The following is a 14,275-nucleotide window of genomic DNA, read 5'->3' as shown; positions in this document are numbered from 1 at the left end:
CATTCGACGATGAAGGAAGTGAAGAGATGAGCACGTGGACAGACACCCGTCCCTGGCTGAATACCTGGGGAGATCTTGCGAACGAGCCCTACACCTTGGAGAAGTCCACAACGCTGCGCGACCTGGCCGCGACGGTCGCAACGCGCGGTGATGAAGAGGCCATCAGCTACTACGGGTTCACGCTGACCTGGTCGGAATTCGACCGATACTCCACCGCGTTCGCTGCTTATCTGTCGGAGCAGGGCATCGGATTCGGCGACCGGGTCGCCATCTATGATCAGAACACTCCCGCCTTCATGATCGCCACGTACGGCATCTGGAAGGTCGGTGGTGTGGTTGTCCCGCTCAATCCCATGTATCGGGGCGAGCTCGAGCACATCTTCGCCGATGCAGAGGTGAAGGGACTCATGGTCTCGAAGGCTGCATTCCTGAATCGCGTCGCTCCGTATGCGGCGTCGCTTCCTGTGGTTGTGCTCAACGATGATCGCGGCTTCCAGACCGATGGCCCCGAGGCGATCTTCTCCATGTTCAATGAGCTTCCCGGAACTCCTGGTGAGAATCCCGGCGCGGATCAGGTGCCCAATCTCCCTGACTTCCAGGCCGTCGTCCAGGCGAGGCTGGATACCGATTTCACACCGGCTGCTCCGAATCCCGAAGACAGAGCGATTGTCGTCTACACCTCGGGAACTTCGGGCCGGTCGAAGGGAGCATCGGGGACTCATGCCTCCGTGTCGAGCAACTCTCGCTACTGTGTGCGGACACCGTCGTTCGAACCTGGTGACGGCTTCCTCACCTTGGCCCCCATCTTCCACATCACCGGGTTCGTCTGCCAGTTCATCGCTGGAGTCAGCGGTGGCGCACGTCTGGTCCTCAACTATCGTTTCGACCCTGGATCGCTTCTCGAACTCTTCCTGCGCGAGAGGCCGACTTATATGGCCGGACCGGCGACGGTCTATACCGCGATGTTGGCTCATCCGTCCGCGACACCTGATCACTTCTCATCGTTCAAACGCATCATGTCCGGGGGTGCACCGCTGCCCGAGGGATTGGTGAACAAGTTCGAGCAGAAGACCGGCGTCTACATCGGCCAGGGATATGGGCTGACAGAGACCTGCGCGCAGGTCGCCACCGTCCCACCTGGACTGCGAGCACCGGTTGACCCTGACAGCGGCAATCTCTCCTGCGGTCTGCCCCAACCGGACACCATGATCCGCATCCTCGATGACTCCGGCGAACCGCTGGGCCCCGATGAGATCGGCGAAGTCGCCATCTCGGGACCTGAGGTCGTTTCCGAATACATCAACAATGAGAAGGCCACAGCCGAACAGATCCCGAATGGGGAGCTGCGCACCGGCGACGTCGGATACATGAATGAGGACGGATGGCTCTTCATCGTCGATCGCAAGAAGGACATGATCAACGCCTCCGGGTTCAAGGTCTGGCCGCGGGAGGTTGAGGATGTCCTCTACACACACCCTGCAATCCAAGAGGCAGCAGTTGTCGGCATTCCCGACGAGTACCGCGGCGAGAGTGTCGCCGCGTTCGTGACTCTTCAGTCGGGCCCTGAAGCCGATGAGGTCACCGAGGCTGAGATCGTCGAGTTCTGTCGCGAGAAGTTGGCCTCGTACAAGGCGCCACGTCAGGTGACCATCATCGACGAGCTGCCCAAAACCAGCTCAGGCAAGATTCTGCGCCGCACCATTCGCGCCGATGCCGTTGCTGCGGCGCAGGAGGCGAAAGCAGGGGCGGCCGGTACCGACTGATCCGCGAGTCGACTGCACGCTGCCAATGATGTCAGCTGGTCACGGCCGCCACGTCTGCTTGACGTGGCGGCCGTGACTACGTGCGCAGACTGCAGCTGTCGGGTCCGCCTGGGTCTGTCTGCGCGATGCCGGGTTACGTCAGGCTCACCGTCTTCGCCCCACCGAGGCGGGCGAAACGGTCCGGTTGGCAGGTGAGCAGGATGACCTGGGCGCTCTGGCCCACCGTGGAGAGGATGACGTTGAGGGCGTTGAGGCGCTGTGCATCGGCGAAGCCGAAGGCATCGTCGAGGACCACAGGTGCCCCCGACTCGCTGTCGACAAGTGTCGCTACCGCGAGCCTGCCGATGAGCGCGAGCTGTTCCTTCGTTCCGCCTGACAGCGATTCGAAGGGCACGGTTCGTTCGTTCAAGGTGCGTGAGACGATTTCAAGATCCTCAGAGACCTCAACCGACAGTCCCTGCCCGAACACCAACCTGCCCAATCGTTCGATCTGCTCCTTGAAGGGAGCCACGTATTTCCGCTGGGACTCTTCCTTGTGTTTGAGAACGGTGGTGCGCAGCAGGTTGATTGCCGTCGCCTGACGGTCCAGCCGCGCCTGCCTCTTCTGCGCCGATTCCATTGTCTCTTCGGCAGCCGCGAGCTTTTCGTAGATGCCTTCGCTGGCACGATCGTCGATGAGGGCCGAGAGACGATCGACGTCCTGCCGCACTTCCTCTCGCTGGGCTTCCTTGCTGCCGACGAGTTGCCGTACGTTCTGCAGCTGCATCTCCAAGGACTCGGGATCGGCTGCCTCATAGGCGACTCGTGCTTCGCTGACCTGTGAGTCGACCTTCGAAGCTCGAGCCTCCGCAGACTTCACCGCTTCATGCAGATCGGCGTCAGAGTTCGTCGTCCTTGCCGCAGCCAGACTGCTCGTCAATCTCTCGTGCTGAGTTTCGGCTTCTTTCAGGCTGGTCTGCGCCCGGACCGTATCCACGCGCGCGTCATCTTTGTTCGTGCGAGTTCGTTCGAGTTCGACGCGGGCGGCATCCACCGCGGACTGAGCGTCGTCGGCAGTCTTCTCGGACTCGGTGACTGCCGTTTCGAGCTCGCGAAGGCTCCTCTCATCATGACTGCTTTCCGCCTCGGCGCCGTCCACAGGTTTGCCATCAGAGATTGGGCGGGTTCCATCGGTTCCGAGGATCTGCTGTGCGCGAGCCAGCGCGGCTTCAAGCTTGTCGCGCCGGTCCTGGCCCAAGAGGACCTTGAGCGTCGAATCGGCCTCTGCCTTGACTGCTTCTGCAGCAGCACGAGCATCGGCTCTTTCCCGGGCTTGGGCCACGGAGTCGACATCGAGGCGTTGCAGCTCTGCCTCGAATGCTTGTCTGGCCGAGGTCAGTGCCTTGTCCAGCTCGACGGGTGATGCTCCCGGGCGCACGGTGATGTCAGCGATGCCCTCGATCGTGATTCGCACGTCCTTGACCGCGGCGAATTCTCCGGTTGCACCATCACCCAGCGCGCTTCCATCGACATCTACGGCCTGCGAGCCGAGGCGTTTCGCGACGATTTGTGCCGCGGCGGAGGTCTTCGCGTTCTCCGCGATCCTCACCTCTGTCTCCAGCGAGATCAGCGCCTCGACGTCCTTGACGGTGACGGCAATCGATCCGATCGTCGCCTGTGCCCGGCTCTTCTTCTCATCATGGTCACGAATGGTGTCGAGTCGACGTGTGAGTTCGGTGAGTTCAGTGCGGGCACGCGCCTCGGTCACGTCTTTGGCTGCAGCCTTCGCAAGTGCACGTGCCTCGTCGAGCGCGCTCTGCTTGTCCTCGAGGGTCTTCTGCGCGCGAGCGAAGTCCGAGTCGATGTCACTTTGCGTCGCTTCAAGGTCAGTGACCGAAGATCGGGTCGCAGTCACGGTCTCCTCGGCCGCAGCGACATCGTCGATGAGCTGTGTGCGTCGGTCCAGAGCTTCCCGGGCGATCTGCTCATCACGCTGTGCGGACTTCGCCTGTTCCATTGTCTGATCGAGCACTGCTTTGAGTTCAGCCACGGCCTTCGCCGCCTGTTCGGCGTCGTCGCGGTCAGTCAGGGCCTGTGTCAGCTGGGCGTGCACCGTTTCCAGGCGTGCGGCAGCGCGGGCGTGGTTGTCGACGAGCTCGTCCATCCCGTGGCTGCGTTCACGCAGCTCTTCAAACGCAGCTTCGGCACTGGGGACTTCAGCGTTCGCTGCCTTGTAGTCACCGGTCTCCTTTCCGGACTTTGTGAAGTACTTCGAATATTCGGCTTCGATCCGATCAAGGAAGTCATCGTGGTCGGCGACCTCGATGCCCGATTCGTTGAGCGCGGAGTGCAGTGCCTTGATCTGAGCCAGCGGTGCCTGGGCCAGGCTTTCTCCCTGTGCCACGTCGAGGGCGACGAGGAGATCGACGTCGACGGTATCGGCGAGGATCGAGAGGAACCGGTCGTGGGCATCATCGCTGCTCAGCTGTTCCGCTCTGGGTCTGATCACGCTGAGTTCGGTGAAAGGCTGTTTGATCCACCGTTTCCGGTACTTGAGTTCGTAGTCCCCTGTGCTCAGGTGCAGTTCCACTTCGGGTCCGGCATCGACACCGACGGGTTGGGTCTCTTTGACGCTGGCCTTGCGTGAGCTCGATTTGTCTTCGCGCAGATGGGTGATGGCTTCATGGATTGAGGACTTGCCGACCTCGTTGGGTCCTTCGACGACGGTGACTCCATCGCCGAATTCAACGCGGGAGTCCGCAATCCCGCGGTAATTGCGCAGGTGGATGGAATGGAATTTCATGATCCGCTCCTCGCAAATCGATACAGCAGCCCCAGAGCGTCCTGTGCCGCTGCAGCAGTTGGGTCCTCTCCTGCCGCGGATTCCGCCAATTCGTCGAGGGTCTCTTGCAGGTATCCGCTCAGACCGAGACCGGCGAAGTCTTCGTCGGCGGCGACCACTGCAATGTCCGTATGCCGCTCCCACAGCGAGACGAGGGCGAACAGGTCTGCGGCATGGTCGAGGACTTCGTCGAGGCGCGCCTTCGCTGCTGTGGGCAGGGTGCCTCTGAGGACTAGCCAGACTGCGGTGCTGTCCTTATTCGGGATGTCTGTCAGTCGCTGCTCGAGGCGGGTGACGTCCTCATCCGAGTTCACGTCCTCCTCGACGACGAGGTAGGACCAGCGGCCGATGTGTACCTTCTCCACCGTGCTTGCATGCGTCTGGGGGTCGACATCGACGAGGAGGACGTTGCCGGGATCGTCCTCGCGTCGAGAGGTGACCTCCGGGGCACCGGGGTACCAGATCGTCTCGTCGACGGAGTAGGTGGCGTGCCTGTCACCGAGTGCGACGAACTGAGCGCGGCCCTCTTTCACCACAGCCTTGAGATTGTCGGTGTCGATCGTGGCCATAGACTCTCGGTCGGGGTCCAAGGTGCTCACGGCACCGTGACCGGCGACGATGCGCACGCACCCTGGGGCAACCTCGGCGAGATTCTGAGTTGCCTGGTCCACCAGGTCGCATTGGGGACGTTTCGAGAACCACGGAGCACCGACGATTTCGACGCCCGGAATGACTTCGAACGGTTCACTGTCGCGCAGGACGTGGACGTAGTCAGGCTGCCGTGAGGTGAAGGCGGGGGAATCGTAGATGGAGGCGGCGTCGAGGGGATCGTGATTGCCCGGCAGCAGGACGACGGGCACGGTGAAGGCGGCTAGAACCTCGAAGGTGCGGGAGATGATGGCTCGGTCGAGTTGGTTGGACTCGAACACGTCACCGCAGACGACGACGAATTCGCATGACTGCTCGGCAGCGATCTCACCGATGCGTTTGACGGCATCGAGGCGGGCACGGTGAAACCGCGGGCGGGCTTCGGCACTGAGATAGTGCGCCGTCATGCCCAACTGCCAGTCTCCGGTTGCGACGAATCTCATGGGTTCCTCCTTGGCTCTCCCCCATCCTATGTATGCACACCCACCCTATGGAGGGGCACTGACACGGAACGTGAGGTACGTCATGTTGCAAACGCGCGAAGTCAGCGATTCTGCCGCTCCGACAGGTCCCTCGGACCGTCACCACCTCGACTTGGGACCCAGCCCACCCTTACTTAGGTTAGGCTATGCACCATGAACACGACTGGGACAATGAACTCCACTGCGCTGCACGCCTCGGGCCTGCACCTGGGCTACGAACGTGCACCGGTTGTCCATGACGTGTCCGTCTCGATCACTCCCGGTCGGGTCACGGCACTCATCGGACCCAACGGCAGCGGAAAGTCGACCGTGCTGCGGTCCCTGGCTCGACTGCACCCGATCAGCTCCGGTGAGGTCACCATCGCCTCGGCGGGGTCGACCAGTCCGACGTCTGCACTGTCGGCACGCGAATTCGCCCGCACTGTGACTCTGCTCTCCCAGTCCCGACCGCATCCTTCCGGGCTGAGTGTGCGCGAGATCGTCGCGTTCGGTCGCCACCCGCACCGGCGCCGCTTCGCCTCCCTCACCGATGCCGACAGGACCGCGATCGACAAGGCTCTGGAACTGACCGGCACCGACTCGATGGCCGAGCGTTCCGTCGATCAGCTCTCCGGCGGCGAGGTCCAGCGCGTCTGGCTGGCCACCTGCCTGGCCCAGGAGACAGGGGTCCTGCTGCTCGACGAACCGACGAACCACCTCGACCTGCGCTATCAGGCCGAGATTCTCGACCTCATGCGCGACCTCGCCGACGATCACGGAACGGCCCTCGGCGTCGTTCTCCACGATCTCAACCATGCAGCCGCCGTCGCCGATGACATCGTCCTGCTCAGCCAGGGCCGAGTCAGATCCACGGGCACCTGCGAAGAGGTCTTCACCGCCGAGGTGCTCACCGAGGTCTACGGACTGCCGATCCGCACGCTCGTCGATGAGGACACAGGGATGGTGCGCATCGAGGCACTGCCGCGCCGTCGCCGTCGCACCTTCGCCGCGGCCTCCTGACTTCTTCACCGAAATACCGCCTTTTCACCTCCCAAGAAAGAGATACCTCTGTGACGACTCCGCCCTCTGCACGTCCGCGCAAGCCCCTATTCGCCCTCGCCTCCCTCTCCGCCGTCTGTGCCCTCGCACTGTCTGCCTGCGGCACCACAGGCACCGACGCTTCGGCCGATGACGGGAACTCCGAGTCGACCTCCGAAGCATGCGCGGACGACTCGAGCACCACCTCGGCGGACCCGGTCTCCGTCAAGGACGACACCGGCCACCAGATCAAACTCGACAAGCCCGCATCTACGGTCGTCTCACTCGAATGGCAGTACACCGAAGACCTGCTCTCCCTGTGCGTCGACCCTGCTGCCGTCGCCGATGCGAAGGGCTTCACCACCTGGGATACGGCAGAGAAGCTGCCCGAGGACACGACCGACGTCGGCACCCGACAGGAGCCGAACGTGGAGTCGATCCTCTCGGCCAACCCTGATCTCGTCATCATCGAGACAACGTCCCGTGACGACAAGATCGTCGGCCAGCTCGAGGACCAGGGCATCCCTGTCATGGCGATGACCGGTGCCGACGGCAAAGACCCGATCGCCTACATGAAGGACACCTTCTCCACCGTCGCCGAGGTCACCGGCCGCGGCGAGCGCGCCGATACCGTGCTGGCCGAATTCGATGCGAAGGTCGAGGAGTCGAAGAAGGCGCTCGAATCCGCCGACCTCGACACCAAGGAATTCGTCTACTTCGACGGTTGGGTCAACGGCTCGAATGTGACGCTGCGTCCCTTCGGTCAGGGATCGCTCTTCGGTGAACTCGGCGAGGAACTGGGCCTGAAGAACGTATGGACCGGCGAGGTCGATCCCGCCTACGGACTGGGCCAGACAGACATCGAGGGCATCTCGAAGGTCGGCGACGCGAACTTCTTCTACACCGGCACCGATGATCCCGAGTCCGAGGACTATGTCGAGCTCCTGGAGAAGAACGACATCTGGTCCAACATTCCCGCCGTCAAGGATGATCGCACCTTTGCGTTCCCCTCCGGGATCTGGACCTTCGGCGGACCGAAATCGTCCGAGCAGGCTCTCGACGCCTACGTCGAGGCGCTGACCAAGTAGTCCATGACTCCTCCCGCACCCACGACCATGCCCACGAACACCTCGGCAAGCGATGGCTCGGAGCCGAAGCCTGCCTCACCCGAGCGAAAGGCCGGACTCTTCAGTGCGCTCTCGGCCACCGGGATCCTGCTCGGCCTGGTCATCGTCCTTGCTCTGCTCTCTGCATGGCACATCACGCAGGGCACCTCGGGGATCGGATTCCGTGACCTGTTCGCGACCTTCACCGGATCCATGTCTTCCCCCGCCGAGGCTGGTCCGAGTCCCCGTGACGTCCTCATCGGGTCCCGGCTTCCGCGCGTGGGTGCGGGGATACTCGTCGGCGTCGCCCTCGGCGTTGCCGGTGCGCTGTTCCAATCGCTGGCCCGCAACCCGCTGGCCTCACCAGACACCCTTGCCGTGACCGGAGGTTCGTACTTCGCGGTCACCGTGGTCACCGCCTTCGGCATCGCGATCCCGGTGTGGGCCTCCGGAGGCGTCGCCTTCATCGGCGGGCTGCTCGCCGCAGCTCTGGTGCTCGGGCTTGCCGGTGGTGCAGCATCGTCGACGACGCGCCTCGTGCTCGCCGGCACTGCGACCGCTATGGCATTGCAAGCCGGCACCTCGGCCCTGCTCATCCTGTTCCAAGAGGAGACGACGAGTCTCTACTCTTGGGGTTCAGGCACCTTGAATCAGCTCGATGGGACCGCCGCGATCCGCAGCATTCCCGTCATCACCATCATCGTCGCTGCCGCAGTCCTGCTGTCGCGACGCCTGGATCTGCTCAGCCTCGGCGATGATGCCGCCTCCGTCCTCGGTGTGCCGATCCGGTCGACTCGCGCGATCGGGATTCTGCTCGCAGTCATCCTCACCGCAACGGCGGTGACTCTGGCCGGGCCGATCGGATTCGTCGGCCTGTGCGCGCCAGTCATCGCCCGGCTGCTCGCTCGGCTGGTGCCGGTGCTGGGCCGACATGCAGTGATGATTCCGGCCACGGCGCTCATCGGCGCAATAATCGTGATCCTCGCCGACGCCGTGCTGCGCGCCATCGTCGGAGCCACTGAGGCGATCACCCTGCCCTCGGGTGTGACGACCACGGTGCTCGGTGCGATCGTCCTCGTGCTGCTGGCGAGATCCATGCGCGCTTCGGGGCCTACCCAGGCGACCTCGGCGGCGCAGTCCCGGATGCACGGTCCGCGTCGGGCTGGGCTCGTCATCGCGTTCGGCGCAGTTCTCCTTGTCGTGGTGACTGTCCTCAGCCTGCTCTCGGGCGAACGGTTCTACCTCCTCGGCGATGTTCTGCTGTGGATCCGTGACCAGGCGGCACCCGTCATCTCCTTCACCTTCGACTCCCGCGCACCACGTGTGGCTGCGGCGCTGGCAGCCGGCGCCGCCTTGGGACTGTCGGGAACATTCGTCCAGGCCAGTGCCCGCAATCCGCTGGCCGAGCCGGGGCTGCTCGGCATCACCGGTGGTGCGGGACTGGGCGCCGTCATCGTCATCACTCTCGTACCTGGCGCCACGGTCATGCTCATCTCCACCGCGGGCATCGCCGGTGCACTCATCGCATTCGCCATCGTCTACGGACTCTCCTGGCGCGGCGGGATGAACACCGACCGGCTCGTGCTCATCGGCATCGGCATGTGGTTCGGATTCACCGCTCTGACCACTCTGTTCCTCGTTCGAGCGAATCCGTGGGACACACCCGCGCTCTTCACCTGGCTCTCCGGCTCCACCTACGGTCGGGCCTGGGCCGACGTCGCACCCGTCGCACTCGTACTCCTCATAGCGATTCCCTTGGCCTTCGTCTGGACCCGTGAGCTGGATCTGTTGGCCCTCGATGACGATACGCCGAGGTTGGTCGGAGTCCCACGTGAACCCGTTCGTCTGGGTGTGCTCGTCACGGCCGCTGTGCTCGCCGCAGTCAGCGTCTCCGCAGTCGGAGTGGTCGGGTTCATCGGCCTCGTCGCCCCGCACGCCGCCAGGGCTCTGGTCGGCGCTCAGCACGCCCGGGTGGTCCCGACGGCCATGCTCCTCGGCGCACTTGGCCTTGTCGTCGCCGACGCATTGGGCCGCACGGTCATCGCTCCTGCACAGATTCCTGCCGGTCTCATCATCGCCCTCATCGGCGCCCCCTACTTCGTGTACCTGCTGGCACGCTCGAAGGCGTGAGAGCACGCAACTGGCCGGTGGGCGCTCACCGCGCTCACCGGCCAGTTGGCGAACTGCACGTCACATGATGCCGGTGGGGACCAGCAGAGCCCACGACAGCAGCGGCGCGCTGAGTACGACGAAGCCCGCGTAGATCATGAGATCGCGCCAGATGGTCTTAGCCTCTTTGCCCTGTGTATTCGCAATGATCAGTGCTCCATCCGTCGAGAACGGAGAGACATCGACGATGGTGGCTGACACGGCGAGTGCGGCCATCACCGCTGTCACACTGAGATCGCTCTGTTCGAGAAGTGGAATCGACAACGGGATCAGAGCCGTCAGCAGCGCCGTCGAGGAAGCGAAGGCTGAGCTGATGCCGATCACGTAGCAGAGGACGACGGCAACGAGGAGCGGCGCTCCCATGGCCACTGCCATCGTCGACAGCGAGTCGATGACACCGGCGTGAGTGAGCAGGCTGACGTAGATGATCATTCCCGTCACGAGCAGGACGGTGGACCACGAGATTCCCGAGACCAGACTCTCCGAATTCTTCAATGAGGTGAACGCCAATACCAGCCCGCAGGCCAGCGCGAGGAACCCGATCGGCAGTTCGAAGCCGACGGCGCCGATGACCATGACACAGATGAGGGAGATTGTCAGCCACACGTGCCCGGTCATCTGCGAGCGTACGGTCGGCGCCGGTGCCGGTGCCGGTGCAGCCACTGCCACAGCAGTCCCTTGCCCACTGCCTGAAACAGAGGTGCCGGTCGAACCTGTGTCCCTCGGCATTGAACCGCTTGCCAACGGGCCGGATCCAGCGATGAAGTCCTCTGGCTCAGGTGTTGTGCGCAGCCGATTGAGTGCCTTCATCACGACGACAGTGAGGATAGTGACGATCAGGTTCACGACGTAGGCAGCGACGAAGAGCGCACCGCCATCGATGTGGAAACCGTTGGATTCTGCAATGTCACGAACGATGTTTCCCGAAACCGAGATCGGTGAGAACCCGCCGGCATGAGCACCGTTGATGACCATTGCCGCCATCACGACGCCGCTGTAGCCCGTCGTCGCACAGAAGCCCATGGCTGCCGGTGCCAGCAGCGCTACCGCTGCCGGGGAGAATGTGCCCAAGGCGGTGAGGAGTGAGGAGATCACGAAGAAGATCCAGGGCACGACGTTGATGCGCCCATGCACCGCGCGGATGGCGAGATCGACGAGGATCCTGATGGTCCCATTCTTCTGCGCGATGCTGAAGAAGAAGGTCACCCCGACGATCGTGAGGACGATGCTGGCCGGAAACTCCTCGAGTATCTCCTTGTCATCCATCCCGAACACGAAGGCCCCGAAGGCGAATGCGGCGACAAGCCCCATGACTCCGATGTTGATCGGCCACTTCGTCGCGGCAATGAACATCACCACCAGCACCACGAGCATAAGAATTTGAATCATCGTCATTGGTGTTCCTCCAACTTCATTGTCAGCTGATCTTCGTTGAGAAGACTCAGAGTGTCCGGGTACTGGTCGCTTAGCCGACCAGAGGGAGATCGATGTCTGCATTCGCAATTCGTCTGGCCACTCGTCTGACTCCGAGACGAGCAACGTGTCCGAGTTCGTCGAGCTGGACCTGGCAGGAGATGACTCCAACCGGGGTTCCGATGCGGATGGAGATTTCCCGGCTCTCGTCGACGGGTGCGAGCACTGTGTCCGCGATGATCGAATTGACCAGGCTGTCTTCGACGAAGGCGTCCCTGGCCAAAGCGATCGCCGAGGTGATTCCGATCGCTGGATGCGGATCGAACATCGACACCATCCGAGCCGAGATGTCATATGCATTCGCTGGGATCGTCTCCCCGGAGATGCTTGTGTAATCTGCCGGTGCTGCGACGAGCCCAATCTTGGGAACGGCTGGACTCGGCACTTCGTCTTCAGCAGAGAGCCCCATGGCTACGGAGGCAGCAGACCGAATGGCGATGAGCTCGCCCAGCCGCAGACGCGTTTCGGCAACTGATTCGGTTCCGGTCATGCCGAGCTCGGCTGCTTCGACGAAGCAGGCAGGGGCACCGGCATCGATGCAGCTGGCCCCGACGAAGTCGTCGGCGAACGCCAGCTGGGTCATTGCGCCCCCAGTTGGCAGCAGCTCTCCAGTGGACGCACCATCGACGTTTTCGAAGAAGACGTTGACGGGCACGCCGGGCATCGACGAGCCGGGGATGGTCTCAGCACCGTTCGACGGGATCCTCTTGTCCGGCGTTGCCACATCGGCGACGAGGACCGATCGAGTGTTCTCATTGACCATCCGCACTTGGGTGATCTCACCGTGTGGGCGGACCAGTCCGTTCTGAATCGCGTAGAGCGCCACTGCGGAGGCGCAGTTTCCGCAGTTCGAGGTGAGCTCGACGCCAGACGCTCCGATCCCGACCTGTGCGAACAGATAGCTGATGTCGATGCCGGGAATCGCAGACGGCGAGATGACGGCAGCCTTCGATGTCGTCGACGAAGCGCCGCCCACACCGTTGAGCTGACGCTCGTCGCCGGAGCCGAACGCCGCGGCCAGGGCCTGCGCAATGCCGACCCTATCGGCGGGCATCTCGTCATTGGCGAACAGCCAGCACTTGGACGTTCCGCCTCTGTACCACTGACCGTGGAGCTGATGAGCCACTCGTGTCTCCTTGTTCCCTCGCCGCTGTCTGCGACGACAGGAATCAAGTTTCCACATCAGCATATTAAGTTCAATCAAAACTTATTTATATCTCTATAAGCTATGCTTAAACCATGAGTTCAGCGCCCTACAACGTCGATCGGCTCCTCTTGCTGCTTCTCGTCTATCGGACCGGCAGCTTGTCGGCAGCGGCGGACGAACTGACCCTATCCACCTCGGCTGTGTCGCAGCAGATCAGCAAACTCGAACGCGAAGTGGGACTGCCGCTCGTGGTCCGACACCCGAAGGGAATGCGGCTCACCGACGCCGGGGTCAAGCTCTCCACGTACGCAACGACGATCGACAATGCCCTCATCGCCGCACGCAATGACATGTCGGCGTTCACGAAGCTCGAACGCGGCGAGGTTCGAATCGCGACGTTCCCGACATTCGCAGCCTCGGTGATGCCGAAGGTCCTCCAGCATTTCCACGACCTCCATCCCGAAGTGGACGTGACGGTGAAGAGCTACCGGCTCGGCCGGATCCAGGAGGCACTGGAACGACGCGAAGTCGACTTGGCAACCCTGTGGGACTACCCTTGGACACCGATCGACCAGGAGATCCCTGTCCGGACGACCCTGCTCAAAGAGCCCACGAAGCTGCTCATCCCCACATCACATCCTCTCGCCAGACGCAGAGTCATCAAACTCGAAGAAGTCGCAGACGAACCCTGGATCACCCGCTCCTCGCACCCTGTCGCCTCGGTGCTCGGCCGCATCTGCCACGAGGCCGGATTCGACCCGCGCATCGTCTTCGAAGCCAACGACTATCAGGAGCTGCTGGGAATGGTCTCGGCCGGCCTCGGTGTCGCCATCGCTCCGAGCCTGGCCGTGCGCTCACATGGATCCGACGTCAAGGTGGCCTCGATCAGAGGCAACCCTGCGCCGCGTCGGATCGTGCTGTCACAGCTGCCCGAGCGCGTCCCGTCGCCGGCCGTACTGGCCCTGGTCCGCTCCTTCCGCAGGGTTAGCAGCTCGAAGGAATGGCACAGCTGATGCGACTGCCGGTACCGCGGCTACGGAGCCGCCCACTCCTGGGCACGTTCGTGGATGAAGTCGCGCAGACGAGCGACGACGCGACTGGGTCGGCGCGGACGGGTCGATCGCCAGAATGCTCGGAGCCTCGCCCGGCGCGTCCACGGCCGTGCCGATCATGCTCGACCTGCTCCGTTCGGCCTTCCCCGCCCAGTGGCATCGCGGCTGGAAGGACGTCATGAGCCAAGCAATCCCCGACATCGACAGGACCGACTGGGACGCCGAGGCGGTTGGGGCCAGCTCTGCGGCCACCGACGTCGCACTCGGACTGGGCGCATCCCACGTGGGCGCACCCGACTTGGGTACATCCGACCTGGGAGCATCCGACTTGGGCACATCCATGCGAAACTGAGCAATTCCATGTACCACCGCCCAACCCCATGCAACACTGCGCAGCACGCACGGCATGCGGGCCCGCCTCGGCGAGGTCGAGCCCTTCTCCCGGGCCTGCACGCTGCGACCGCTAGCCAAAGGTGTGGATGTCGAGCACAAGTGACGCACGTATACACCTCTGCCTAGCGGTTGCTGCAGGCACCGCCCCAGCGACGCGACGGCCCCTGGAGTGCCATCGGGCTAAGGCTCCCACCTGGTGAGACA

At 63.1% G+C, this 14,275-nt stretch carries 10 protein-coding genes and 1 pseudogene; 7 read left to right on the top strand and 4 right to left on the bottom strand.

The genetic code is table 11. From position 1 onward, the window contains the following. Positions 1 to 26 precede the first annotated feature (26 nt). Positions 27 to 1,763 carry a class I adenylate-forming enzyme family protein gene (locus tag HX613_RS08820; protein ID WP_235344983.1) on the top strand — a complete coding sequence of 579 codons (1,737 nt, stop codon included), beginning with the start codon at positions 27 to 29 and terminating at the stop codon, positions 1,761 to 1,763. A 133-nt stretch (positions 1,764 to 1,896) separates the two neighbouring features. On the opposite strand, the gene HX613_RS08815 is transcribed toward HX613_RS08820, so the two are convergent. Further along, positions 1,897 to 4,545, bottom strand: coding sequence for an AAA family ATPase (locus tag HX613_RS08815; protein WP_235344982.1), 2,649 nt, complete (start codon positions 4,543 to 4,545; stop codon positions 1,897 to 1,899). Continuing rightward, positions 4,542 to 5,675: a metallophosphoesterase family protein gene (locus tag HX613_RS08810; protein ID WP_235344981.1), complete on the bottom strand. Its 1,134-nt coding sequence runs from the start codon at positions 5,673 to 5,675 to the stop codon at positions 4,542 to 4,544. The genes HX613_RS08815 and HX613_RS08810 overlap by 4 nt, the downstream gene beginning before the upstream one ends. Before the next feature lie 192 nt (positions 5,676 to 5,867). Between HX613_RS08810 and HX613_RS08805 the strand changes: the two genes are divergently transcribed. The 3 genes from HX613_RS08805 to HX613_RS08795 are packed head-to-tail and all read left to right on the top strand — an operon-like array spanning position 5,868 to position 9,967. Continuing rightward, positions 5,868 to 6,713 carry an ABC transporter ATP-binding protein gene (locus HX613_RS08805; RefSeq protein WP_235344980.1) on the top strand — a complete coding sequence of 282 codons (846 nt, stop codon included), beginning with the start codon at positions 5,868 to 5,870 and terminating at the stop codon, positions 6,711 to 6,713. 50 nt (positions 6,714 to 6,763) lie between these two features. Next, on the top strand, positions 6,764 to 7,819 hold the full coding sequence (locus tag HX613_RS08800) for an ABC transporter substrate-binding protein (RefSeq protein ID WP_235344979.1): 1,056 nt from the start codon (positions 6,764 to 6,766) through the stop codon (positions 7,817 to 7,819). Positions 7,820 to 7,822: 3 nt separating this feature from the next. Next, positions 7,823 to 9,967 (top strand): iron ABC transporter permease, encoded by a 2,145-nt coding sequence (locus HX613_RS08795; protein WP_235344978.1) that lies wholly within the window; start codon positions 7,823 to 7,825, stop codon positions 9,965 to 9,967. A gap of 60 nt (positions 9,968 to 10,027) precedes the next feature. Here HX613_RS08795 and HX613_RS08790 read toward each other — a convergent pair whose 3' ends face one another. Then, the gene (locus HX613_RS08790; protein WP_235344977.1) at positions 10,028 to 11,401 is read right to left on the bottom strand and encodes an SLC13 family permease; all 1,374 of its coding nucleotides are present in this window, start codon (positions 11,399 to 11,401) and stop codon (positions 10,028 to 10,030) included. Between the two features lie 70 nt (positions 11,402 to 11,471). Beyond that, positions 11,472 to 12,605, bottom strand: a complete 1,134-nt coding sequence (locus HX613_RS08785) for a PrpF domain-containing protein (RefSeq protein ID WP_164513801.1) — start codon at positions 12,603 to 12,605, stop codon at positions 11,472 to 11,474. Between the two features lie 113 nt (positions 12,606 to 12,718). On the opposite strand from HX613_RS08785, the gene HX613_RS08780 reads away from it, so the two are divergent. The 3 genes and pseudogenes from HX613_RS08780 to HX613_RS23025 all read left to right on the top strand — a co-directional run bounded on the left by HX613_RS08780 (position 12,719) and on the right by HX613_RS23025 (position 14,030). Continuing rightward, positions 12,719 to 13,639 (top strand): LysR family transcriptional regulator, encoded by a 921-nt coding sequence (locus HX613_RS08780; protein WP_096158515.1) that lies wholly within the window; start codon positions 12,719 to 12,721, stop codon positions 13,637 to 13,639. A 115-nt stretch (positions 13,640 to 13,754) separates the two neighbouring features. Beyond that, positions 13,755 to 13,850 (top strand): annotated as a pseudogene (locus HX613_RS23030) (malate:quinone oxidoreductase); the annotation flags it as partial. A 6-nt stretch (positions 13,851 to 13,856) separates the two neighbouring features. Continuing rightward, entirely contained in the window at positions 13,857 to 14,030 is a 174-nt protein-coding gene (locus HX613_RS23025) for a hypothetical protein (protein ID WP_165771056.1), read from the top strand. Positions 14,031 to 14,275: the final 245 nt, after the last annotated feature.

The organism is Brevibacterium sp. UCMA 11754, assembly GCF_021532275.1.
Taxonomy (GTDB): domain Bacteria; phylum Actinomycetota; class Actinomycetes; order Actinomycetales; family Brevibacteriaceae; genus Brevibacterium.
The sequence above is the reverse complement of the archived record's forward strand: the minus strand, read 5'-3'. Positions and strand labels throughout refer to the sequence as shown.

Excerpts from the sequence above, each read along its gene's own strand:
- HX613_RS23025 (WP_165771056.1), top strand. The coding sequence starts at position 13,857 with ATGAGCCAAGCAATCCCCGACATCGACAGGACCGACTGGGACGCCGAG.
- HX613_RS08810 (WP_235344981.1), bottom strand. The coding sequence starts at position 5,675 with ATGAGATTCGTCGCAACCGGAGACTGGCAGTTGGGCATGACGGCGCAC.
- HX613_RS08780 (WP_096158515.1), top strand. The coding sequence starts at position 12,719 with ATGAGTTCAGCGCCCTACAACGTCGATCGGCTCCTCTTGCTGCTTCTC.
- HX613_RS08805 (WP_235344980.1), top strand. The coding sequence starts at position 5,868 with ATGAACACGACTGGGACAATGAACTCCACTGCGCTGCACGCCTCGGGC.
- HX613_RS08815 (WP_235344982.1), bottom strand. The coding sequence starts at position 4,545 with ATGAAATTCCATTCCATCCACCTGCGCAATTACCGCGGGATTGCGGAC.
- HX613_RS08795 (WP_235344978.1), top strand. The coding sequence starts at position 7,823 with ATGACTCCTCCCGCACCCACGACCATGCCCACGAACACCTCGGCAAGC.
- HX613_RS08820 (WP_235344983.1), top strand. The coding sequence starts at position 27 with ATGAGCACGTGGACAGACACCCGTCCCTGGCTGAATACCTGGGGAGAT.
- HX613_RS08790 (WP_235344977.1), bottom strand. The coding sequence starts at position 11,401 with ATGACGATGATTCAAATTCTTATGCTCGTGGTGCTGGTGGTGATGTTC.